We start from the raw sequence: 22,293 nt of genomic DNA, 5'->3' as shown, positions 1-22,293 counted from the left end.
AACCTTGGCGCCTGATTCCCGGTAGGCACTCAACCATAGGGCGCCACCGAAGCCATGCACCTCCAGAGAATTCGCATGCAGACTTTTTTTATCGCGCCCACCGATTTTGGTGTGGGTCTGACCTCCATCAGCCTTGGGCTGGTGCGTACCCTTGAGCGAGCCGGCCTGAAAGTCGGTTTTTTCAAGCCGATTGCCCAACCACATCCCGGCGATACCGGCCCTGAGCGCTCCACCGAGCTGGTGGCTCGCACCCATGGCCTCAAGCCGCCACAGCCGCTAGGCCTGGCTCACGTGGAACGCATGCTGGGCGACGGCCAGCTCGACGAGCTGCTCGAAGAAATCATCACCCTTTACCAGCAAGCCGCCGTGGGCAAGGACGTGCTGATCGTCGAAGGCATGGTACCGACCCGCAGCGCCAGCTATGCGGCCCGGGTCAACCTGCACCTGGCCAAAAGCCTGGATGCGGAAGTGATCCTGGTCTCGGCCCCGGAAAACGAAGTGCTCACCGAACTCTCCGGCCGCGTGGAACTGCAGGCCCAGTTGTTCGGCGGCCCGAAAGACCCGAAAGTGCTCGGCGTAATCCTGAACAAGGTGCGCACCGACGAAAGCATGGAAGCCTTCTCGGCGCGCCTCAAGGAGCATTCGCCCTTGCTGCGCAGCGGTGATTTCCGCCTGCTCGGCTGCATTCCTTACCAGCCGGAACTCAACGCGCCGCGCACCCGCGACGTGGCCGACCTGATGGGCGCGCAAATCCTCAACGCCGGCGACTACGAAACCCGGCGCATGACCAAGATCATCATCTGCGCCCGCACCATGCGTAACACCGTGGAGCTGCTCAAGCCCGGCGTGCTGGTGGTGACCCCCGGAGACCGTGACGACATCATCCTCGCCGTCAGCCTGGCCGCGATCAACGGCGTGCCCCTGGCCGGCCTGCTGCTGACCAGCGACACCCTGCCCGACCCGCGCATCATGGAGCTCTGCCGCGGCGCGTTCCAGGCCGGGTTGCCGGTGCTGTCGGTGAGTACCGGTTCCTACGAGACCGCCAACCTGCTCAACAATCTCAACAAGGAAATCCCCATCGATGACCGCGAGCGCGCGGAGATCATCACCGATTTCGTCGCCAGCCACCTCGATGCGCGCTGGCTGCACCAGCGCTGCGGCACGCCACGGGAGATGCGCCTGTCGCCGGCGGTGTTCCGCTACCAGTTGATCCAGCGCGCCCAGGCGGCCAACAAACGCATTGTGCTGCCCGAGGGCAGCGAGCCGCTGACCGTGCAAGCCGCCGCCATCTGCCAGGCCCGGGGCATCGCGCGCTGCGTGCTGCTGGCCAAGCCGGCTGACGTGGAAGCCGTCGCGCGCGCCCAGGGCATCGAATTGCCCGAAGGCCTGGAGATTCTCGACCCGGACCTGATTCGCCAGCGCTACGTGGAGCCCATGGTTGCCCTGCGCAAGAGCAAGAGCCTGAATGCGCCGATGGCCGAGCAGCAACTGGAAGACACCGTGGTGATCGCCACCATGATGCTCGCGCTGGATGAAGTGGACGGCCTGGTTTCAGGGGTTATCCACTCCACCGCCAACACCATTCGCCCGGCTCTGCAGCTGATCAAGACCGCACCGGGCTGCACCCTGGTGTCGTCGGTGTTCTTCATGCTGTTCCCCGAGCAGGTGCTGGTCTACGGCGACTGTGTGATGAACCCGCACCCCAGTGCCGCCGAGCTGGCGGAAATCGCCTTGCAAAGCGCCGACTCGGCGGCTGCCTTCGGCATCACTCCGCGTGTGGCGATGATCAGCTACTCCAGCGGCGACTCGGCCAGCGGTGAGGAAGTGGAGAAAGTCCGCGAAGCCACCCTGCTCGCCCATGAACAGCAAAGCTCACTGCTGATCGACGGCCCGCTGCAATACGACGCCGCCGCCAACGAAACCGTCGCCCGCCAACTGGCCCCCGACAGCCTGGTCGCCGGCAAAGCCACCGTGTTCGTGTTTCCGGACCTGAACACCGGCAACACCACCCACAAGGCCGTGCAACGCAGTGCCGATTGCGTCAGCCTGGGGCCGATGCTCCAAGGCCTGCGCAAACCGGTCAACGACCTGCCACGGGGTGCCCAGGTCGACGACATCGTGTACACCATCGCGCTGACTGCGATTCAAGCCGCCAACCGACCTATGGATATCTAAATGCTGGATTTTCTACCTGCCGCCGTACGCGGGGTGATCGCGTCCTTGTTGCTGGCGCTTAACACGATCCTGCTGTGCTCATTCCTGTTCATCGTGGCGCTGTTCAAGGCGCTGCCCTTCACCAAGCGCTTCAGCGAATGGCTGATGAACCACACCCATGAAGCCTGGGTCACCAACAACAAGGGCTGGATGAATCTGGTGCGCCATACCCGTTGGCACCTTAAAGGTCTTGAAGGCCTGGACTACCAGCACTCGTACCTGGTGACCAGCAACCATCAGAGCTGGGTCGACATCATGGTCCTGCAATACGTGCTCAATCGTCGGATTCGCCCGCTGAAATTCTTCCTCAAGCAGGAGTTGATCTGGGTGCCGGTGATTGGCCTGGCGTGGTGGGCACTGGGTTTTCCCTTCATGAAGCGCTACACCAAGGCCTACCTGGAAAAACACCCGGAGAAGAAAGGCAAGGACCTGGAAACCACTCGCAAGACCTGTGCGAAGTTTCGCGACAACCCGGTGGGTATTTTCAACTTTGCCGAAGGCACGCGTTTTACACCGGGCAAGCATGCGCAGCAGAAGTCGCCGTTTCGCTACCTGCTCAAGCCCAAGGCGGGTGGTATCGCGTTTGTGCTGGATGCCATGGGGGAACAACTCAAATCACTGGTCAACGTGACCATTCACTACCCTGGCGGACGTCCTGGGTATTGGGACCTGCTGTGCGGGAATGTGAAGGACGTTGTGGTGCAGTTTGAAGAGGTGCAGATTCCGGCCGAGTTTATCGGCAGGAATTATGAGCAGGATGGGGAGTATCGGTTGGCGTTCCAGGGGTGGATCAACCAGCTGTGGGAAACCAAGGATGCGTTGCTGGACCGACTTCACAAAGACTTTCCAGACAAATGATGAACAAAATGTGGGAGGGGGCTTGCCCCCGATAGCGGTGGATCAGTGACAGATGTACTGACTGACACACTGCTATCGGGGGCAAGCCCCCTCCCACATTTGACTGCGCGAGGCTTAGATCGCGCCGCGCTGACGCAACAGTTCCAGCACTTGCTTGACGCTGTCTTCCAGCGACAGGGCATGGGTGTCGATTACCAGGTCGGCATTCAACGGCACGTCGTACGGGAAGGATTCGCCAGGGATGTTATCCCCACCCGCCGCGTACAAGCCCTGCGGATCACGCTCGGCGCACACCTGCGGGGAGGCCTGCACGTACACGGTCAGCAGGCGGTCGCTGCCAATCAGCGCCTTGGCCTGTTCACGGCCTTCGGCATCCGGGGCAACGAATGCGGCCAGGGTCAGCAGGCCGGCTTCGTTGAACTGACGCGCCACGTGAGCGGCACGGCGCCAGTTTTCGGTACGCCCGGCACGGTCCTGGGGCAAGCCCTTGTTCAGGTCGTGACGCAGGTTCTGGCCGTCCAGCACGAACACCGCACGGCCCATATCGAACAGCTTGCGCTCGACCGCATAGGCCAAGGTGCTCTTGCCCGCGCCTGACAGTCCGCTGAACAACACGGTGGCCGGTTGCTGGCCGAAACGCTGGGCGCGCTCCTCGGTGGCGACATGGGCCAACTTGCCATGATGCGCCGCACTGCCGTGGGTGACCGGCGGTGCGATGATCATGCCGGCGCCCACGGTGCCGTTGGTCAGGCGGTCGATGACGATAAACGCACCGGTGGTGCGGTTGCTGTCATAGCCATCCAACGCGATGGCGGCGTCGAGGCTGACCTTGACCCGGCCGATCTCGTTCAACTGCAGCGAACTCGCCGGGCCTTCGGCCAGGGTGTTCACGTCGACACGGTGCACGATGCTGGTGATGGAACCCGGCACGTAGCTGGTGGCGCGCTTGATGTCGTATTTCTTGCCCGGCAGCATCGGTTCTTCGGCCATCCACACCAGCATGGCGTCGAAGGCGTCGGTCACTTGCGGCACGTTGTCGGCATGCACCAGCAGGTCGCCACGGGAGATGTCGATCTCGTCTTCCATGGTCAGGGTCACGGCCTGGCCTGGGCCGGCGTGTTCCAGCTCACCTTCGAAGGTTACGATGGATTTGACGCGGCTGCTCTTGCCCGACGGCAGCACCACGACTTCGTCGCCTTTGTGCACGATGCCGCTGGCCAGGGTGCCGGCAAACCCACGGAAGTTCAGGTTCGGTCGGTTGACGTACTGCACCGGGAAACGCAGGTCGGTGTAGTTACGGTCGTTGGCGATCTCGACGGTCTCGAGGATCTCCATCAGCGACTGGCCGGTGTACCAGGGCGAGTGCTCGCTCTTGTTCACCACATTGTCGCCCTTGAGCGCCGACATCGGCACGAATGCCATGGTGCTCGGCTTGAAGGCGATGCCCTCGGCGAACTTCAGGTAATCGGCCTTGATCGACTCGAACACGCTTTGGTCAAAGCCATTGATGTCCATCTTGTTGACGGCGATCACGATGTGCTTGATGCCCAGCAACGAGGCGATATAGCTGTGGCGACGGGTCTGGGTCTGCACGCCGTAACGGGCGTCGATCAGGATGATCGCCAGGTCACAGGTGGACGCACCGGTGGCCATGTTGCGGGTGTACTGCTCATGGCCGGGGGTATCGGCGATGATGAATTTGCGCTTGGCGGTGGAAAAGTAGCGGTAGGCGACATCGATGGTGATGCCCTGCTCACGCTCGGCCTGCAGGCCGTCGACCAGCAACGCCAGGTCGATGTCGTCACCGGTGGTGCCGGACTTTTTCGAGTCACGGGTGATGGCTTCCAGGTGATCTTCGTAGATCATCTTGGAGTCGTGCAGCAAGCGCCCGATCAGGGTGCTCTTGCCGTCGTCGACGTTGCCACAGGTCAGGAAGCGCAACATCTCTTTGCGCTCGTGCTGGCCCAGGTAGGCGAGGATGTCCTCGCTGATCAAATCAGATTGATGCGACATGACAGCCCCTTAGAAATAGCCTTGACGTTTTTTATCTTCCATCGAGCCGGCACCATCGTGGTCGATGACACGGCCCTGGCGCTCGGAAGTTCGCGTCAGGAGCATTTCCTGAATGATGTCCGTCAACGTCTCGGCTTCGGACTCCACCGCGCCCGTCAATGGGTAGCAGCCAAGGGTACGGAAACGTACTTTCTTTTTGACGATTCGGGCTTTGTCTTCGTCGGACAAGTGCTCGAGGATGCGGTCGTCGTCGATCATGATCAACGTGCCGTTCTTCTCGATGACATCGCGTTCGGCGGCGAAGTACAGCGGCACGATCGGGATGCCTTCCAGGTAGATGTACTGCCAGATGTCCAGCTCGGTCCAGTTGGACAGCGGGAACACACGGATCGACTCACCCTTGTTGACGTTGCCGTTGTAGACGTTCCACAGCTCCGGGCGCTGGTTCTTCGGGTCCCAGCGGTGCTTGCTGTCGCGGAACGAGTACACGCGCTCTTTGGCACGGGATTTCTCTTCATCGCGACGGGCACCGCCGAAGGCGGCGTCGAAACCATGCTTGTCCAAGGCCTGCTTGAGGCCTTCGGTCTTCATGATGTCGGTGTGCTTGGCGCTGCCGTGGGTGAACGGGTTGATGCCCTGCGCCACGCCATCCGGGTTGACGTGGGTGATCAGGTCCAGGCCCAGCTCTTCGACCATTTTGTCGCGGAACTTGTACATCTCCTGGAATTTCCAGCGGGTGTCGACGTGCATCACCGGGAACGGCAGCTTGCCCGGGAAGAAGGCCTTGCGCGCCAGGTGCAGCATCACGGCGGAGTCTTTACCGATCGAGTAGAGCATCACCGGGTTATCGAACTCGGCGGCGACCTCGCGGATGATGTGGATGCTTTCCGCCTCCAGCTGTTTCAGATGCGTCAGTTTGTCGACCATGGTTACTCACGGAAAAACGATCTTATGGACGGCCAGCGGGCCGTGTTCGAGCGGGGCATGCTAGCACAGCACCTTCTTCTATTCAGGGCGCCAGCTAGATCGAAACGGTATATCAATATGCCCCAAGGTTTGGCCATCAAATCGGGTTGGGGCAATCGATGAACAGATGCTCCAGGGCGAAGCGCCGCGCCAGGTAATCGCCCAGCGCCTGTACGCCGTAGCGCTCGGTGGCGTGGTGGCCGGCGGAGATAAAGCTGATGTCGTTTTCCCGGGCGCTGTGGAAGGTTTGCTCGGAAGCTTCGCCGCTCAGGAACAGATCGACGCCCGCGGCGATGGCGTTGTCGATGTAACCCTGGCCGCCACCGGTGCACCAGCCGACGCGGCGGATCATCTGGCTGCCTTCGATCAGCAGCGGCTCGCGGCCCATCACGTCCTGCAAACGCCGGGCGAAGTCGCGGGGCGACAGCGGTTCGACGAGCGAGCCGACCAGGCCGACGATCCTGGGGTTGCTCGGGTCCAGTGGGCCTTCGACGGTGATATCCAACTGGCGGGCGAGTTGCACGTTATTGCCAACGTCGGGGTGCAGGTCCAGCGGCAGGTGGTAGGCCAGCAGGCTGATGTCGTGTTTGAGCAGGGTTTTCAGGCGGCGTTGCTTCATGCCGGTGATACAGGGGCTTTCGCCTTTCCAGAAATAACCGTGATGCACCAGGATCAAATCGGCCTGGGCTTCGACGGCCGCGTCCAGCAGGGCCTGGCTGGCGGTCACGCCGCTGACGATGCGCATCACTTGCGGCCGCCCCTCGACCTGCAGGCCATTGGGGCAGTAATCGGCAATTTTTGCGCTGCCAAGGTAGCGGTCCGCTTCCTCGACGAGGGTGGTAAGGGGGACGGCCATAAAAGACTCCTAAATATCCCGTTCCGAGGCGCTCGCAGCCTCGTATAATGCGCGACATTATGGGCGCTCTCCCGCCCCCTGCAACCTGTCAGGACTTACTTGATGCTCAAGGCACTGCGTTTTTTTGGATGGCCATTGCTGGCTGGCGTGCTGATCGCGATGCTGATTATTCAGCGTTATCCCCAGTGGGTGGGCTTGCCCAGCCTTGATGTCAACCTGCAACAGGCGCCCCAGACCAGCTCGGTGGTGCAAGGCCCGGTGACTTACGCGGACGCGGTGGTCATCGCCGCTCCCGCGGTGGTCAACCTGTACACCACCAAGGTCATCAACAAGCCGGCCCATCCGTTGTTTGAAGACCCGCAGTTCCGCCGTTATTTCGGTGACAACGGACCCAAGCAGCGCCGCATGGAGTCCAGCTTGGGTTCGGGGGTGATCATGAGCCCCGAAGGCTACATCCTCACCAATAACCACGTGACTACCGGCGCCGACCAGATTGTGGTGGCCCTGCGTGACGGCCGCGAAACCCTGGCCCGTGTGGTGGGCAGCGACCCGGAAACCGACCTCGCGGTCCTGAAGATCGATCTGAAAAGCCTGCCTTCCATCACCCTCGGCCGTTCCGATGGACTGCGGGTAGGCGATGTCGCACTGGCCATCGGCAACCCGTTCGGAGTGGGCCAGACGGTGACCATGGGCATCATCAGCGCCACCGGGCGGAACCAGCTGGGGCTGAACAGCTACGAGGACTTTATCCAGACCGATGCGGCGATCAACCCGGGCAACTCCGGCGGCGCACTGGTGGATGCCAATGGCAACCTGACCGGCATCAACACGGCGATTTTCTCCAAGTCCGGCGGCTCCCAGGGCATCGGCTTTGCGATCCCGGTAAAGCTGGCGATGGAGGTGATGAAGTCGATCATCGAGCACGGCCAAGTGATTCGCGGCTGGCTGGGGATTGAAGTACAGCCGCTGACCAAGGAGCTGGCCGAGTCGTTCGGCCTGACCGGGCGCCCTGGCATCGTGGTCGCCGGGATCTTCCGCGATGGCCCGGCGCAGAAAGCCGGCCTGCAACTCGGGGACGTGATCCTCAGTATCAACGGCGAACCGGCCGGAGATGGCCGTAAGTCGATGAACCAGGTGGCGCGGATCAAGCCGACCGACAAGGTGGCGATCCAGGTGATGCGCAATGGTAAAGAGATCAAGCTGCTGGCGGAAATTGGCCTGCGTCCACCGCCTGCACCGGTCAAAGAAGAGGAATAAACCGCCTCCACAGGTACCCGTTCGCGGGTACCTGTAAGCATATATTTCAAAGCAAAAGCATTCTCATTGGACATGTTATATTGTTTCAATATTGCCATTGGAACGCTCTATCATGCCGTCTCGAAAGTTTGCCCCCCTGGCTGGCCTGGCCTTGGGTCTGCTGCTGGATCCCGCGTTTGCCGAAGAAAACACCGTTGAGCTGGACACCATCAGCGTCACCACCGACGCCTATGAATCCGCCACCGGCCCGGTCAAAGGCTACCGTGCCACCCGCTCTGCCAGCGCGACTAAAACCGACACAGCCCTGCGCGACATCCCACAGTCCATCAGCGTGATTCCCGCCTCGGTACTTACGGACCTGGGCAGCACCCACGTGGAACGCGCCCTGGAGTTTGCCGGCGGGGTATCCAAGCAGAACAACTTTGGCGGCCTCACCCTCTACGAATACAGCGTGCGCGGCTTCACCACGTCGGAGTTCTATCAGGATGGTTTCAGCGCCAACCGTGGCTACCCGAGCACACCGGACGCGGCCAATATCGAACGCATCGAAGTGCTCAAAGGCCCGGCCGCCAGCCTGTATGGCCGTGGTGATCCCGGCGGCACCGTGAATATCGTCACCAAAAAGCCCCAGCCTGAAGCCTTCACCACCGTGCAAACCAGCGCGGGCAGTTGGGATCGCTATCGCACCGCCTTGGACGTCAATACGCCGCTGGACAGCGAGGGTGACCTGCTGTCGCGGGTCAACCTGGCGGTGGAGGACAACAACAGCTTCCGCGATCACGTCGAGAGCAAGCGCGTATTCGTCGCGCCCTCATTCAGTTGGCAGTTGGATCCGGACACCCACCTGCTGGTGGAAAGCGAATTCGTACGCCACAGCTCCACCTTCGACCGGGGCATCGTCGATGCCCCAGGCGTATCGCGCTCCACCTTCCTCGGCGAACCCAACGACGGCGATATCGACAACCACAACAACCGCATCCAGGCGACCCTCGAGCATCATCTCAACGACGCCTGGAAACTGCGCCTGGCCAGCCATTACAAACAAGGCAGCCTGTGGGGCGACGCCTCGGAAAACCGCGCGCTGAACGCCGACGGCCATACCCTTAACCGCCGTTACCGCGAACGCTCCACGGGCTGGCACGACAGCATCACCCAGCTGGAACTGCGCGGCCTGTTCGAGGTTGGCAGTTGGCAGCACGAACTGCTGGTCGGCACCGAATACGAGGACTACCGCAAGAAGGAGCGCGTCACCGCCATAGCCGGCAGCCCCTACGCCATCGACCTCTACGACCCGGTCTACGGCCAGCCCAAACCCAATGGCGCACGCTCCGGCACCGACTTCTTCGAACAGACCAAAAGCCAGGCGCTGAACCTGCAAGACCAGATCATCTTCACCGACCGCCTGCGCGGCATGATCGGCGCGCGCTTCGAGCACTTCGAACAAAGCACAGACGACTTCACCCGTAACCACGCCAAGAGTCGGCAAACCCACGACGCACTTACCCAGCGCGCCGGCCTGATCTATCAACTGACGCCAGAGGTCGGCGTATTCGCCAACGCCTCCACCTCGTTCAAGCCCAACAGCGGCCTGGACGCCAGCGGTAAGACCTTCAAGCCCGAAGAAGGCGTGGGCTATGAGGTGGGGATCAAGAGCGAGCTGTTCGACGACCGCCTCAGCACCACCCTCGCCGCCTTCCATATCGAAAAGGAAAACGTGCTGGCCCTGGACCCGGCCACCAATACCAACCGCGCCATGGGCAAGGCACGCAGCCAGGGCTTCGACCTGCAACTGACAGGACAACTGACCGATGCCGTACGCGTGATCGGCGCGCTTGCCTACATCGACGCCGAAGTGACCAAGGGTGATAAAGCCATTCCTGCGGGCAGCCGCATCCTCGGCGTAGCCAAGCGCAGTGGCAGCCTGTTGGGGGTGTATGAATTCCAGGACGGCGCGCTGCGCGGTTCAGACCTGGGCGCGGCGTTCACCTATGTGGGGGATCGCTCAGGTGAAGCGGGCAGCCGCTTTGAACTGCCCGCCTACCACACCGTCGATTTACTGGCCCATTACAAGGCCACGCGGAACGTCACCGTGGGCCTGAATCTCAATAACTTGTTCGATGAAAAGTACTACGAGCGGTCCTATAGCAATTACTGGGTCAATCCCGGCGAGCCGCGCAATCTCACCGTCAGCCTGACCCTCAACCTCTAACCCCCCCTTGCTCGCGAAGCACCTGAGAGCGCCGCGTTACCCCAGAGGCGCTGCGTTATCGTTAACGACCTTCGTGAGCAAGCTCGCTCCTACAGTGACAGCGGTGCTCTTTCGCAGAGCGTATTGAGCGCCGCCGCCCACCGCGGATCGTCATTCAAACACGGCACCAGCACCAACTCCTCACCGCCCGCCTCGCGGAATTGCTCCCGACCACGATCACCGATCTCTTCCAGGGTCTCGATGCAGTCGGCAACAAACGCGGGGCACATCACCAGCAGCTTTTTCACCCCTTGCAGGGCCAGCGCTTCCAGGCGTGCCTCGGTGTAGGGTTCGATCCATTTCGCGCGGCCCAGGCGCGACTGGAACGCCACCGACCATTTGTCGTCGGGCAAGCCCAGGCGCGCGGCGAAGTCGCGGGCAACGCTGAAGCATTGCGCGCGGTAGCAGGTCGCGAGCACCTCAGGCGAGGCGTTCTTGCAGCAGTCCGCATCCTTGAAGCAATGCTGGCCGGTCGGGTCGAGCTTTTTCAGATGGCGCTCGGGCAAGCCGTGGAAGCTCAGCAGCAAGTGGTCGTAATGCGCGTCTATATAAGGTCGGGCGCTGGCTGCCAACGCGTCGAGGTATTCCGCCTGATCGTAGAATGGCTGCAGGATCGAGAACTGTACGTTGAGCTTTTTGTCACGCACTACCCGCTTGGCTTCTTCAATCACTGTGGTCACGGTGCTGTCGGCAAATTGCGGGTACAAGGGCGCCAAGGTGACCTTTTGAATACCTTGGGCGGCCAACCGCGTGAGCGTCGTTTCCAGGGAAGGCTCGCCATAACGCATCGCCAACTCCACTGGCCCCTGGGTCCACTGCGCGGTCATCTGTTGTTGCAGGCGACGGCTGAGCACCACCAGCGGCGAGCCCTCGTCCCACCAGATCGAGGCGTAGGCGTGGGCCGATTGCTCGGGGCGCTTGATCAGGATCAGCGACACCAGCAAGCGCCGCACCGGCCACGGCAGATCAATGACATAAGGGTCCATCAGGAACTGATTGAGGTAGCTGCGCACATCGGCCACCGAAGTGGACGCCGGTGAACCCAGGTTGACCAGTAACAACGCGTGATCCGTCATGCAACATCCTATCTCTTAGCGGCGGCTGGAAACGTCGTCCAAGGCCGCACGCAACTCAGTGAACTGAAAAGTGAAACCGGCCGCCAGCAGGCGTTCGGGCAATGCTTTCTGGCCGCCCAGCAACAAGCCGGACAACTCGCCCAAACCCACCTTCAACGCAAAGGCCGGCATCGGCATGAACGCCGGGCGGTGCAGCGCTTGGCCCAATGTCCTGGCGAACTCGCGGTTACGCACTGGGTGCGGCGCGCAGGCATTATAAGGACCGCTGGCGTCATCCTTGTGCAGAAGAAAATCAATCAGGGCGATTTGATCCTTGATATGCACCCACGGCATCCACTGCCGCCCGTTGCCGATAGGCCCGCCCAGCCCCAGTTTGAACGGCAGCAACAGGCGCGACAAAAAGCCGCCCTCGGCCGCCAGTACCAGGCCGGTGCGCACCAGCACCACGCGGATACCCAAGGCTTCGGCACGCTGGGCGGTTTCTTCCCAGGCGATGCACAGTTGGCTGGGAAAATCGTCCTGTACCGGCCCACTCGCCTCGGTCAGTTCGCGCTCGCCACCGTCGCCGTACCAGCCCACCGCCGAACCGGAAACCAGCACCGCCGGTTTCTGCGCCTGGCTTTCGAGCCAGGCCAGCAGGGTTTCGGTCAAGCCGATGCGGCTGCTCCAGAGCAGCGCCTTGCGTTTGTGGGTCCAGGGACGGTCAGCTATCGGCGCGCCTGCCAGGTTGACCACCGCGTCCACCGCGCCAATCACCTCCTCCAAGCGAGCCACCCCGAGCACCGTTGCACCGCATAACCGGGCGACGTCTTCAGGATGGCGGCTCCACACCGTCAGGCGATGACCTTGGGCAATCCAGTGTTGGCAGAGTTGGCGACCGATCAGGCCGGTACCGCCGGTCAGCAAAATATGCATGGGACGCTCCTCATGTAACGTTCGCCGCCGATCACTAGTCTATTTTATAAGCAGGGATCAATTTGTAATCGAGCGTGACTTTTGTTTAAGCCTCATGCTTAACCATAGGTCACGCCAAGCGATCAGGTACGCCAAAACTTATACCAAAAAATAATATTGTACAGCTATTGGTGTCGGCGTAGCCTGTACCCAACGGTAAAACGAGGCCTCCCATGACTGTCCCCATCGCGATCATCGGCACCGGCATCGCCGGTCTCTCCGCCGCCCGAGCGTTACAAGACGCCGGGCACGTTGTACAACTCTTCGATAAAAGCCGCGGCAGCGGCGGCCGCATGTCCAGCAAACGCAGCGACGCCGGCGCACTGGACATGGGCGCCCAATACTTCACCGCCCGCGACCGACGCTTCGTCAACGAAGTGCAGCGCTGGCAAAGCAACGGCTGGGCCGAGCAATGGAAGCCCCAGCTGTACAACTTCAAGTCCGGCCAACTCACTCCCTCCCCCGATGAACAGATCCGCTGGGTCGGCACGCCACGCATGAGCGCCATCACCCGCGCCCTGCTAGATGACCTGCCGGTGGAGTTCGGCTGCCGGATCACCGAGGTGTTCCAAGGCAAACAACACTGGAACCTGTTGGATGCCGACGGCGAAAACCACGGCCCGTTCAGCCATGTGATCATCGCCACGCCCGCCCCCCAGGCCACAGCCCTGCTGGCGGCAGCGCCCAAATTGGCGAGTGCCGCCGCCGGCGTGAAGATGGACCCGACCTGGGCCATTGCCCTGGCCTTCGACAAGCCCCTGGATACCCCCATGGAAGGCTGCTTCGTGCAAGACAGCCCGCTGGACTGGCTGGCGCGCAACCGCAGCAAGCCCGGGCGCGACACGACCCTCGACACCTGGGTGCTGCATGCCACCAGCACCTGGAGCAAGGCCCACCTGGACCTGTCCAAGGACGCGGTGATCGAACACCTGCACGGTGCCTTCGCCGAATTGCTGCACAGCGCCATGCCCGCACCGTCCTTCAGCCTGGCCCACCGCTGGCTCTACGCACGGCCGTCAGCCGCCCATGAGTTCGGGGTGCTGGCCGACGCCGACCTGGGCCTGTACGTGTGTGGCGACTGGTGCCTCTCGGGGCGCGTGGAAGGGGCATGGCTCAGTGGCCAGGAAGCCGCTCGACGGTTGATCGAGCACCTGCAATGAACCGCATCAACCCGGCCAAATTGCTGCTGTCGAAGTGGACGGCAGCCCGGCCCCGCAACAAGGAAAAACACTTCCTGGTCACCGAACTGTTTCGTGACGAGGACGGCACAGTGCTGGAAATCGAATTGCAAGCCGTGATGACCCTGCGCGCCGAGCGCCTGGCCTGGCAAACCCTGCAAAATGCCGAGGCTTGGCAAATCGGCTGGAAATAGCCCCGCGCAAATACTTGTACAAAATATTTGACTTGTACAGCATCAAACCTATGATGAGATTTAGTTGTACAGATTTCAGATCTTGTACAGGAATCTTGCAGAGGTTTGGCCATGCCCAGCACACCGTCCATCAAGCCGAAGATTGGCATCAGCGCCTGCCTGCTGGGCGAGAACGTGCGTTTCAATGGCGGTCACAAGCAGTCCCAGCTATGCAGCGAGGTCCTCGCCGAGTACTTCGACTTCGTGCCGCTGTGCCCGGAAGTGGCGATCGGCCTCGGTATCCCCCGTGAAACCATTCGCTTGGTGGGCGATGCCGAACAGCCCCAGGCCGTCGGCACCGTACACCGCGAGCTGAATGTCACCGCGCCGCTGGACGCATACGGCCGCAAAATGGCCGCCGAACACACTGACCTGTGCGGCTACATCTTCATGCAGAAGTCGCCGTCCTGCGGCCTGGAACGCGTCAAGGTCTACCGTGAAAACGGAGCGCCGGTGGAGGGCGGCGGGCGTGGCATCTACGCCCAGGCGTTCTGCGCGCGTCACCCGAACCTGCCTGTGGAAGAAGATGGCCGCCTGAATGACCCTGTACTGCGGGAAAACTTCCTGACCCGCGTCTTCGTCTACGCCAGTTGGCAGCAACTGCTGACCGAGGGCCTGACCCGCCACCGTCTGCTGGCGTTTCACGCGCGTTACAAGTATTTGCTGATGGCCCACAGCCTGATGCATTACAAGAGCCTGGGCCACCGCCTCGGCAGCATGGCCAGGGACGTCAACCTCGACGAGGTGGCCGCCTGCTATTTCAGCGACCTGATGACCGGCCTGAAAAAGTGCGCCACCCGCGGCACCCACACCAACGTGCTGCAACACATCAGCGGCTACCTCAAGCAGGCCATCAGCGCGGATGACAAACAGGAAATGCAGACGGTCATCAGCCAGTATCACCAGGGCATCGTGCCGCTCGTGGTGCCGTTGACCCTGCTCAAGCATCACTTTCGCCAACACCCGGACCGCTACATCGCGCAGCAGGCCTACTTGCAGCCGCACCCGGAAAATCTCAGCCTGCGGAATGCGATCTAAACCATGAAAAGCGTCATGACCGCTATCTTGCAAGACGAACCCGGCGCAGACATCGCCCAAGCCCTCGAAGACGGCTGGCTGCCGATCCGCGAAGTGGCGCGCCAGACCGGCGTCAACGCCGTGACCCTGCGCGCCTGGGAACGCCGTTATGGCCTGATCGTGCCCCAGCGCACGCCCAAGGGCCATCGGCTGTTCAATGCCGACCATGTCCAACGCATCCACACCATCCTCACCTGGCTCAATCGCGGCGTGCCGGTCAGCCAGGTCAAAGGCCTGATCGATTCCGCCCAAGCCCTTCCCGATGCCGTCGAGAACGAGTGGCACGCCTTGCGCCAGAACCTGGTGCAGGCCGTCAGCGAACTGGCCGAACGCCGGGTGGACGATGTGTTTAACCAGGCCATGGCGCTGTACCCGCCGCGCACCCTGTGCGAGCAATTGCTGTTGCCGTTGCTGCAGGAGCTGGAACAGCGCTGGCAAGGCCAGTTCGGCGCACAGATGGAGCGGGTGTTTTTCCTGTCCTGGCTGCGCAGCAAGTTCGGTGCACGCATCTACCACAACAACCGACAGTTGCACGGCGCGCCGCTGCTGCTGGTCAACCACTCCGACCTGCCGCTGGAGCCGCACCTGTGGCTCAGCGCTTGGCTGGCCAGCAGCGCCGATTGCCCGGTGGAAGTCTTCGACTGGCCGTTGCCCACCGGCGAGCTGGCCCTGGCGGCGGAACACCTGCAACCGCGTGCCGTGCTCCTGTATTCGAGCAAGGCCCTGCAATTGCCGGCACTGAGCAAGCTGCTGGCTGGCGTCAATTGCGCAAAACTGCTCGTCGGCCCCACGGTCTGCATCCACCAGGCCGAGCTGGCTGTATTAACCCAAGACATTGCGCAATTGTTCGTGGCCGAAGACCCGTTGTCGGCCCATCAGCTCCTGATCCAGCGTGGACTTATCTAAATGCACTTGATCTGGCTGCGCACCGACTTGCGCCTTCACGACAACACCGCCCTGGCCGCAGCCTGCCAGCGAGGCCCGGTGGCGGCCGTGTACCTGGTCACGCCCGAGCAATGGCTGGCCCATGACGATGCCCCCTGCAAAGTGGATTTCTGGCTGCGCAACCTGCAGCACTTGAGCCAGGCCCTGGGCTCCCTGAACATTCCCTTGCTGATCCGCCATGCAGCTACCTGGGACCAGGCCCCCGCCGTACTTGGCCAACTGTGCCGGGAACTGTCCGTGGAGTCGATGCACGTCAACGAGGAATACGGCATTCATGAAAGCCGTCGCGATGCAGCTGTCGCTGAGGCGCTGGAAGCCGACGGCGTGACGTTCCACAGCTACCTGGACCAACTGCTTTTCCAACCGGGCAGCGTGCTGACCAAGACCGGCACCTACTTCCAGGTGTTCAGCCAGTTCCGCAAGGTCTGCTACGCGCGCCTGCACAGCGCCCTGCCGCGTCGGGTCGCAACACCCAAGGCCCAAGCCGCGCTCACGCTCAAGAGCGATCCGATTCCCGAACAGGTCGACGGCTTCGAACCGCCCAGCGAAACCTTGCGCGCCCTCTGGCCCGCCGGCGAAGACGAAGCCCGCCGCCGCCTCGACGCCTTTGCCGACCAGCAGATCAGCTACTACAAAGACGAACGGGATTTTCCGGCCAAGCCCGGCACCAGCCAGCTCTCCGCCTACTTGGCCGCCGGTGTGGTTTCGCCGCGCCAATGCCTGCACGCCGCCCTGCAAACCAACCAGGGCGAATTCGAAAGCGGCGACATCGGCACCATCACCTGGATCAACGAGCTGCTATGGCGTGAGTTCTACAAGCACATTCTGGTCGGTTACCCACGGGTCTCCCGTCACCGCGCTTTCCGTCCCGAGACCGAAGCCCTGGCCTGGCGCGATGCGCCCGAGGACCTCGCCGCCTGGCAACAGGCGCGCACCGGCCTGCCGATCATCGATGCCGCGATGCGCCAACTGCTGGAAACCGGCTGGATGCATAACCGCCTGCGCATGGTGGTGGCGATGTTCCTGACCAAGAACCTGTTGATCGACTGGCGCGAAGGCGAGCGCTTCTTCATGCGCCACCTGATCGACGGCGACCTCGCAGCGAACAACGGCGGCTGGCAATGGAGTTCATCCACCGGCACCGATTCGGCGCCGTATTTCCGGATTTTCAGCCCGCTGAGCCAGTCGGAAAAATTCGACGGCGATGGCGTGTTTATCAAGCGCTGGCTGCCGGAGCTGGCCACGCTGAACAAGAAGGAAGTGCACAACCCGCAAGCGCTCGGCGGCCTGTTTGGCGTGGCGGATTACCCGCGCTCGATTGTCGACCTGAAAAAATCCCGCGAACGCGCCCTGGCGGCCTTTCGCAACCTGCCTTCACGCCAGGAGGTCGCCGAACATGAGTGACTTCCTGCGCCGCTTCGCCCAGGCCTTTGCCTCGCTGGACAAGCACAACCTGCAACTGCTCGACAGCCTCTACAGCCAGGACATCGCCTTCACCGACCCGCTGCATGAAGTCCATGGCCTGACCGCGCTGCACACGTATTTCGCCGAGTTGTACAGCAATGTCAGCCAGCTGCGCTTCGACTTCCATGGTTTCGACCAGGTGGCCGAAGGCGAAGGCTACCTGCGCTGGAACATGAGTTTCTGCCACCCACGCCTGGACAAGGGCAAGGTCATCTACGTGGAAGGCTGCTCGCACCTGATGTGGCGTGACAAGGTGTACCGCCACCGCGATTACTTCGACGCCGGCGCCCTGTTGTACGAACACCTTCCCGTGTTGGGCGGGGTCGTCAGTTGGTTGAAAAGGAGAGTGGGATGAACGCACTGCCGCCCCGTCGTTATTGGCTGACCGGTGCCAGCAGTGGCATCGGTGCCGCGCTGGCCGTGGAGCTGCTCACCAGCGGCGCCCACGTGGCCCTCAGTTCACGCACCAAAGGCCCGCTGGAAGCGCTCGCCCAACGTTACCCCGGCCAGGTGCTGGTGGTGGCCGGCGACCTGACCAACAGCCAGACCGTGCGCGAGATCGGTGAGCACATCGGCGCGGCCTGGGGTTCGGTCGACACCGTAATCCTCAACGCCGGCACCTGTGAATATGTCGACGCCAGGCAATTCGATGCCTCGATTATCGAACACGTGGTGCGCACCAACCTGCTGGCCAGCAGTTACTGCATTGAAGCGGCGCTGCCGTTGTTGCGCGCCGGGCGCACGCCACACCTGGTGGGCGTCGCCAGCGCCGTGACCTACCTGCCGATGCCACGGGCCGAAGCGTATGGCGCGTCCAAGGCCGGGCTGCGCTACCTGTTCGAATCCCTGCGCATCAGCCTGTCGACCGAAAACATTGATGTCACGGTGATCAGCCCGGGCTTCGTCGACACCCCACTCACCGAGCGCAATGACTTCCCGATGCCCCTGAGCTGGCCCGCCGACAAGGCCGCGCGGCATATCTTCGCCAAGCTGGAAAAACGCCCGCTGGAGATCGCCTTCCCCGCACTGTTTATCGCCACGCTGTGGCCGCTGTCGAAACTGCCGAACCGCGCGCAATTGATCATCGGCAAACGCATGTTGCGCAGCCCGCCACCGAAAAAGGACGACCTGTGAAGATCGCCATTATCGGCAGCGGTATCGCCGGCCTGACCAGTGCCTACCTGCTTAGCCGCCGCCACGACATCACCCTGTTCGAGGCGGGCGACCGTATCGGCGGGCATACCCACACGGTCAACGTCACCGTCGAGGGCAAACCCTATGCGGTGGACACCGGCTTCATCGTGTTCAACGACTGGACCTACCCCAACTTCATCCGCTTGCTGGGGCAGATCGGCGTGACCTTCAAACCCACCGAGATGAGCTTTTCGGTGTGCGACCAGGGCAGCGGCTTCGAGTACAACGGCAACAACCTCAACAGCCTGTTTGCCCAGCGCCGCAATATCCTCTCGCCGGGCTTCTGGGGCATGCTGCGTGACATCCTGCGCTTCAATCGCCAGGCCCCGCTGGACCTGCAAGAGCAGCGCATCAGCGTCGGGATGACCTTGGGTGACTACCTCGAAGCCGGGGGCTACGGGCCACGGTTTATCCGGCATTACATCGTACCGATGGGCGCGGCGATCTGGTCGATGTCCCTGGCGGACATGTTGGATTTCCCGTTGCAGTTCTTTGTGCGTTTCTTCAAGAACCACGGTTTGCTCTCGGTGAACAACCGGCCGCAGTGGTGCGTGATCGAGGGTGGCTCCAGCCGTTATATCGAACCGCTGACCCGCAGCTTTCGCGAGCAGATCCGCCTCGACTGCCCGGTGCATCTGGTCGAGCGTGACGCAGAGGGCGTAATCATTTACAGCGCCGCCGGCACCGAAGCCTTCGACAAGGTGGTGTTCGCCTGCCACAGCGACCAGGCACTGGCCCTGCTCGGCGACCCGAGCCAGGCCGAGCAGGAGATCCTCGGCGCCCTGCCCTACGCCGACAATGACGTGGTGCTGCATACCGACACGCGCCTGCTGCCCGAGCGCAAACTGGCCTGGGCCAGTTGGAACTACCGGCTGAGCGGCGACGTGCAGAGCCAGGCCGCTGTCACCTATGACATGAACATCCTGCAAGGCATCGACAGCGCCACCACCTTTTGCGTCAGCCTTAACCAGACGTCGATGATCAACCCGCTGAAGATCCTCGCGCGCTATACCTACGCCCACCCGCAATACAGCCTGGCCGCCGTGGCCGCACAAGCACGCTGGGAAGAACTGAACGGCACCCGCCATACCTGGTACTGCGGCGCCTATTGGGCCAACGGCTTCCATGAAGACGGCGTCGTCAGCGCCCTGCGCGTAGCCGAAGCCTTCGGGGAAAGCCTGTGAACAGCGCCCTGTACAGCGGCTGGATCGCCCATCGGCGGTTTGCCCCCAAGGCCCATGCCTTTCGCTACCGCATCGGCCTGCTGTACCTGGACCTCAGCGAACAAGACGAAGTGCTCGGGCTGTCGCCCCTGGCCGGTGCAAGTCGCCTGGCGCCCTTCGGCTTTCGCCAACAGGACTACCTGCGTGAATTTACGCGTCACGGCATGAGTTTGACCGATGCCGTGCGCCAGGAAGTCGGCAAGGCCCTGGGGCATACACCCCTGGGCGTTATCTGCCTGCTGACCCAGGCCCGCAGTTGGGGCCTGGCTTTTAACCCGGTGAGTTTCTTCTACTGCTTCGAGGCCGACGGACGACTGGCCGCGATCCTGTGCGAAGTGACCAACACCCCATGGCGCGAGCGCTATCACTACGTGCTGCCGGCCCAGGCCCTCGGCGCGGATGAACACCAGCACTTCGCCGTGGCCAAGGCGTTTCACGTGTCGCCGTTTTTGCCGCGCGACCTGGAATACCGCATGAGCTTCAGCCCGCCCGCCACCAAGCTCGGCGTGCACATGGCCGATTGGCAGGGCGACGTGAAAGTCTTCGACGCCACCTTGAGCCTGCACAAAGAAACGCTGAACCGCGCCAGCCTGCACCGTTACCTGTGGCGCTATCCGTGGATGACCGCCAAGACCTGCCTGGCCATTTACTGGCAGGCCCTGCGCCTGTTGCTCAAGCGCACACCGATTTTTTCCCATCAGGCCGCCGACGGCGCCTCTCGCACAGCAGTCGGGTACACCAAGGATCGCCGCCATGAAATCCCCTAGCTTATCGGTCAAGACCCACCGCCTGAACATCAACGGCATGACCAGTGCGCTGCTGCGCAAGGGCGTGCTGCGCCAACTCAGCCAACTGCGCCATGGCCAGTTGGTGGTGATCGAGGACGGCGAGCGCCAGGTATTCGGCGCACGGGAAGCGCACCTGCTGGGGGAAATCCAGATTCTCGACTCGGCGGTCTGGGGGCTGGTGGCGGCCAACGGTTCCATCGGTGCGGGCGAGGCCTTTATCCACGGCTATTGGACCAGCCCGGACCTGACGGCGGTGGTGCGGGTGATGGTGAGTAACCTGGATGTGCTCGACGCGATGGAGGGTGGCCTGGCCAGATTGGCACGGCCGTTCACCCAAGGCCTGCACTGGCTCAACCGCAACACGCGCAAGGGCTCGCAAAAAAACATCGCCGCCCACTACGACCTCGGCAATGAGCTGTTCGCAGAATTCCTCGACCCGACCATGATGTATTCGGCCGCGCAGTTCCTGACGCCCGACGACAGCCTGGAACAGGCGCAACTGAACAAACTGCAACGCATCTGCCAGAAGCTCGCGCTCAAACCCACCGATCATCTGCTGGAAATCGGTACCGGCTGGGGCAGCATGGCGCTGTATGCGGCGCAGCAGTACGGCTGCAAGGTCACCACCACGACCTTGTCCAAAGAGCAGTTCGCCTACACCGAAAAACGCATCGCGGCCCTGGGCTTGCAAGACCAGGTCACGTTGTTGCTGCAGGACTACCGCGACCTGACCGGCGAGTACGACAAGCTGGTGTCCATCGAGATGATCGAAGCGGTGGGCCATCGCTTCCTGCCGACCTACTTCAAGCAGTGCGCGCACCTGCTCAAGCGTGATGGCCTGATGTTGCTGCAAGCCATCACCATCCGCGAGCAACGCTTCGAGCAGGCGAAGAACAGCGTCGACTTTATCCAGCGCTATATCTTCCCCGGCGGTGCCCTGCCCAGTGTGCAGAACATGCTGCACATCGTCAGCCGCGACACCGATATGAACCTGCTGCACATGGAGGACTTCGGCCTGCACTACGCGCGAACCCTGCGCCTGTGGCACGAGAACTTTCGCCACGCCCATGGCCGCCTGACGGAGTTGGGCTACGACGAATATTTCCTGCGGTTGTGGGAGTTCTACCTGTGCTACTGCGAGGGCGGCTTTATGGAGCGCACCATTGGCACGGCGCAATTGCTGTTGGCCAAACCGTCGGCCATCAACCCTCCGCTGCTCGGGCGCTTCAGTGCTTAAACCACTGGCCAATGCCGTGCTGTTCCAGTGCGGGTGGTTTGCCTGCGTACTCGGTGGCGATAGCCCTTGGTTGCTGGTGGGGCTGGCGGTGCTGGCAATCCACCTGCTGTGGATAAGTTCGTGGGCCACCGACGGCGCGCTGATTATCCGCGTGACGCTGCTGGGCACGGTACTGGATACGTTGCTGAGCAGCCTGGGGGTGTTTCACTTCAGCGAGCCCGGACCGCTGATTCCGTTCTGGCTGATCCTGCTGTGGGCGGTACTGGCCACCACCCTGCGCCATTGCCTGGCCTGGAGTGCGCGGCCCTGGTGGCGTGCGGCAGCATTGGGTGCGCTCGGGGGCCCGCTGTCGTATTACGCCGGCAGCCAGTTGGCGGGCGTGCATTTTGGCTACCCACTGCTACCCACCATGGCGGGGCTGGCGCTGCTTTGGGCGGTGGTGCTCCTCGGACTGCACCGGCTGGCGCGCTGACGCCTGTCAGACCTTTCACACCTGCGTCACCCGCTTGCCT

Annotated in this window: 20 protein-coding genes; 15 read left to right on the top strand and 5 right to left on the bottom strand. The window is 62.3% G+C overall.

Annotated elements, in window-relative coordinates; genetic code table 11:
• Positions 1 to 75 precede the first annotated feature (75 nt).
• Together pta and J3D60_RS25445 are read left to right on the top strand one after the other, a co-directional pair.
• Positions 76 to 2,175, top strand: a complete 2,100-nt coding sequence (gene pta, locus J3D60_RS25450; protein WP_027606860.1) for a phosphate acetyltransferase — start codon at positions 76 to 78, stop codon at positions 2,173 to 2,175.
• Entirely contained in the window at positions 2,176 to 3,072 is an 897-nt protein-coding gene (locus J3D60_RS25445; protein ID WP_253493248.1) for an acyltransferase, read from the top strand.
• A gap of 114 nt (positions 3,073 to 3,186) precedes the next feature.
• On the opposite strand, the gene cysN is transcribed toward J3D60_RS25445, so the two are convergent.
• The 3 genes from cysN to J3D60_RS25430 form a co-directional block, all read right to left on the bottom strand.
• Positions 3,187 to 5,085, bottom strand: coding sequence for a sulfate adenylyltransferase subunit CysN (gene cysN / locus J3D60_RS25440; RefSeq protein ID WP_253493245.1), 1,899 nt, complete (start codon positions 5,083 to 5,085; stop codon positions 3,187 to 3,189).
• Between the two features lie 9 nt (positions 5,086 to 5,094).
• Positions 5,095 to 6,012 (bottom strand): sulfate adenylyltransferase subunit CysD, encoded by a 918-nt coding sequence (gene cysD / locus J3D60_RS25435; protein ID WP_017137614.1) that lies wholly within the window; start codon positions 6,010 to 6,012, stop codon positions 5,095 to 5,097.
• A gap of 136 nt (positions 6,013 to 6,148) precedes the next feature.
• A complete protein-coding gene (locus J3D60_RS25430; RefSeq protein WP_253493243.1) occupies positions 6,149 to 6,907 on the bottom strand; it encodes a Nif3-like dinuclear metal center hexameric protein in 759 nt (252 codons plus the stop codon).
• Between the two features lie 102 nt (positions 6,908 to 7,009).
• Between J3D60_RS25430 and algW the strand changes: the two genes are divergently transcribed.
• Both algW and J3D60_RS25420 read left to right on the top strand, forming a co-directional pair.
• Positions 7,010 to 8,164 (top strand): Do family serine endopeptidase AlgW, encoded by a 1,155-nt coding sequence (gene algW / locus J3D60_RS25425; protein WP_027606864.1) that lies wholly within the window; start codon positions 7,010 to 7,012, stop codon positions 8,162 to 8,164.
• A 112-nt stretch (positions 8,165 to 8,276) separates the two neighbouring features.
• The gene (locus tag J3D60_RS25420) at positions 8,277 to 10,373 is read left to right on the top strand and encodes a TonB-dependent siderophore receptor (protein ID WP_253493242.1); all 2,097 of its coding nucleotides are present in this window, start codon (positions 8,277 to 8,279) and stop codon (positions 10,371 to 10,373) included.
• Positions 10,374 to 10,462: 89 nt separating this feature from the next.
• On the opposite strand, the gene hemH is transcribed toward J3D60_RS25420, so the two are convergent.
• Both hemH and J3D60_RS25410 read right to left on the bottom strand, forming a co-directional pair.
• On the bottom strand, positions 10,463 to 11,488 hold the full coding sequence (hemH, locus tag J3D60_RS25415; protein WP_253493241.1) for a ferrochelatase: 1,026 nt from the start codon (positions 11,486 to 11,488) through the stop codon (positions 10,463 to 10,465).
• Positions 11,489 to 11,503: 15 nt separating this feature from the next.
• Complete coding sequence (locus J3D60_RS25410) at positions 11,504 to 12,403, bottom strand: TIGR01777 family oxidoreductase (protein WP_253493239.1); 900 nt, start codon at positions 12,401 to 12,403, stop codon at positions 11,504 to 11,506.
• A gap of 212 nt (positions 12,404 to 12,615) precedes the next feature.
• On the opposite strand from J3D60_RS25410, the gene J3D60_RS25405 reads away from it, so the two are divergent.
• The 11 genes from J3D60_RS25405 to J3D60_RS25355 all read left to right on the top strand — a co-directional run bounded on the left by J3D60_RS25405 (position 12,616) and on the right by J3D60_RS25355 (position 22,253).
• The gene (locus J3D60_RS25405; RefSeq protein WP_027606868.1) at positions 12,616 to 13,602 is read left to right on the top strand and encodes an NAD(P)/FAD-dependent oxidoreductase; all 987 of its coding nucleotides are present in this window, start codon (positions 12,616 to 12,618) and stop codon (positions 13,600 to 13,602) included.
• Positions 13,599 to 13,814 carry a TIGR02450 family Trp-rich protein gene (locus tag J3D60_RS25400; RefSeq protein WP_065924060.1) on the top strand — a complete coding sequence of 72 codons (216 nt, stop codon included), beginning with the start codon at positions 13,599 to 13,601 and terminating at the stop codon, positions 13,812 to 13,814. Before J3D60_RS25405 ends, J3D60_RS25400 begins: the two co-directional genes overlap by 4 nt.
• A gap of 111 nt (positions 13,815 to 13,925) precedes the next feature.
• On the top strand, positions 13,926 to 14,891 hold the full coding sequence (locus tag J3D60_RS25395) for a DUF523 and DUF1722 domain-containing protein (protein WP_253493238.1): 966 nt from the start codon (positions 13,926 to 13,928) through the stop codon (positions 14,889 to 14,891).
• A gap of 15 nt (positions 14,892 to 14,906) precedes the next feature.
• Positions 14,907 to 15,836 carry a MerR family transcriptional regulator gene (locus J3D60_RS25390; protein ID WP_065938461.1) on the top strand — a complete coding sequence of 310 codons (930 nt, stop codon included), beginning with the start codon at positions 14,907 to 14,909 and terminating at the stop codon, positions 15,834 to 15,836.
• Positions 15,837 to 17,279 carry a deoxyribodipyrimidine photo-lyase gene (gene phrB, locus J3D60_RS25385; RefSeq protein WP_253493236.1) on the top strand — a complete coding sequence of 481 codons (1,443 nt, stop codon included), beginning with the start codon at positions 15,837 to 15,839 and terminating at the stop codon, positions 17,277 to 17,279.
• Entirely contained in the window at positions 17,272 to 17,694 is a 423-nt protein-coding gene (locus J3D60_RS25380; protein ID WP_065938459.1) for a nuclear transport factor 2 family protein, read from the top strand. Before phrB ends, J3D60_RS25380 begins: the two co-directional genes overlap by 8 nt.
• Entirely contained in the window at positions 17,691 to 18,473 is a 783-nt protein-coding gene (locus J3D60_RS25375) for an SDR family oxidoreductase (protein WP_253493234.1), read from the top strand. The genes J3D60_RS25380 and J3D60_RS25375 overlap by 4 nt, the downstream gene beginning before the upstream one ends.
• A complete protein-coding gene (locus J3D60_RS25370) occupies positions 18,470 to 19,717 on the top strand; it encodes an FAD-dependent oxidoreductase (protein ID WP_253493232.1) in 1,248 nt (415 codons plus the stop codon). Before J3D60_RS25375 ends, J3D60_RS25370 begins: the two co-directional genes overlap by 4 nt.
• Positions 19,714 to 20,523: a DUF1365 domain-containing protein gene (locus J3D60_RS25365; protein ID WP_253493229.1), complete on the top strand. Its 810-nt coding sequence runs from the start codon at positions 19,714 to 19,716 to the stop codon at positions 20,521 to 20,523. Before J3D60_RS25370 ends, J3D60_RS25365 begins: the two co-directional genes overlap by 4 nt.
• Positions 20,510 to 21,781, top strand: coding sequence for a cyclopropane-fatty-acyl-phospholipid synthase family protein (locus J3D60_RS25360; protein WP_065938455.1), 1,272 nt, complete (start codon positions 20,510 to 20,512; stop codon positions 21,779 to 21,781). Before J3D60_RS25365 ends, J3D60_RS25360 begins: the two co-directional genes overlap by 14 nt.
• Positions 21,774 to 22,253, top strand: a complete 480-nt coding sequence (locus J3D60_RS25355; RefSeq protein ID WP_253493227.1) for a DUF2878 domain-containing protein — start codon at positions 21,774 to 21,776, stop codon at positions 22,251 to 22,253. The genes J3D60_RS25360 and J3D60_RS25355 overlap by 8 nt, the downstream gene beginning before the upstream one ends.
• Positions 22,254 to 22,293: the final 40 nt, after the last annotated feature.

It is taken from the genome of Pseudomonas sp. S3E17, from assembly GCF_024168685.1.
Taxonomy (GTDB): domain Bacteria; phylum Pseudomonadota; class Gammaproteobacteria; order Pseudomonadales; family Pseudomonadaceae; genus Aquipseudomonas; species Aquipseudomonas marginalis.
Note: the sequence above shows the minus strand (reverse complement) of the source record. Positions and strands in the feature narration are given on the sequence as shown.

What these genes read in the sequence shown, in the direction of transcription:
- J3D60_RS25360 (WP_065938455.1), top strand. Translation starts at nt 20,510, where the DNA reads ATGAAATCCCCTAGCTTATCGGTCAAGACCCACCGCCTGAACATCAAC.
- J3D60_RS25380 (WP_065938459.1), top strand. Translation starts at nt 17,272, where the DNA reads ATGAGTGACTTCCTGCGCCGCTTCGCCCAGGCCTTTGCCTCGCTGGAC.
- cysD (WP_017137614.1), bottom strand. Translation starts at nt 6,012, where the DNA reads ATGGTCGACAAACTGACGCATCTGAAACAGCTGGAGGCGGAAAGCATC.
- J3D60_RS25410 (WP_253493239.1), bottom strand. Translation starts at nt 12,403, where the DNA reads ATGCATATTTTGCTGACCGGCGGTACCGGCCTGATCGGTCGCCAACTC.
- J3D60_RS25420 (WP_253493242.1), top strand. Translation starts at nt 8,277, where the DNA reads ATGCCGTCTCGAAAGTTTGCCCCCCTGGCTGGCCTGGCCTTGGGTCTG.
- phrB (WP_253493236.1), top strand. Translation starts at nt 15,837, where the DNA reads ATGCACTTGATCTGGCTGCGCACCGACTTGCGCCTTCACGACAACACC.
- pta (WP_027606860.1), top strand. Translation starts at nt 76, where the DNA reads ATGCAGACTTTTTTTATCGCGCCCACCGATTTTGGTGTGGGTCTGACC.
- J3D60_RS25395 (WP_253493238.1), top strand. Translation starts at nt 13,926, where the DNA reads ATGCCCAGCACACCGTCCATCAAGCCGAAGATTGGCATCAGCGCCTGC.
- J3D60_RS25400 (WP_065924060.1), top strand. Translation starts at nt 13,599, where the DNA reads ATGAACCGCATCAACCCGGCCAAATTGCTGCTGTCGAAGTGGACGGCA.
- J3D60_RS25405 (WP_027606868.1), top strand. Translation starts at nt 12,616, where the DNA reads ATGACTGTCCCCATCGCGATCATCGGCACCGGCATCGCCGGTCTCTCC.
- algW (WP_027606864.1), top strand. Translation starts at nt 7,010, where the DNA reads ATGCTCAAGGCACTGCGTTTTTTTGGATGGCCATTGCTGGCTGGCGTG.
- cysN (WP_253493245.1), bottom strand. Translation starts at nt 5,085, where the DNA reads ATGTCGCATCAATCTGATTTGATCAGCGAGGACATCCTCGCCTACCTG.
- J3D60_RS25375 (WP_253493234.1), top strand. Translation starts at nt 17,691, where the DNA reads ATGAACGCACTGCCGCCCCGTCGTTATTGGCTGACCGGTGCCAGCAGT.
- J3D60_RS25445 (WP_253493248.1), top strand. Translation starts at nt 2,176, where the DNA reads ATGCTGGATTTTCTACCTGCCGCCGTACGCGGGGTGATCGCGTCCTTG.
- hemH (WP_253493241.1), bottom strand. Translation starts at nt 11,488, where the DNA reads ATGACGGATCACGCGTTGTTACTGGTCAACCTGGGTTCACCGGCGTCC.
- J3D60_RS25430 (WP_253493243.1), bottom strand. Translation starts at nt 6,907, where the DNA reads ATGGCCGTCCCCCTTACCACCCTCGTCGAGGAAGCGGACCGCTACCTT.
- J3D60_RS25390 (WP_065938461.1), top strand. Translation starts at nt 14,907, where the DNA reads ATGACCGCTATCTTGCAAGACGAACCCGGCGCAGACATCGCCCAAGCC.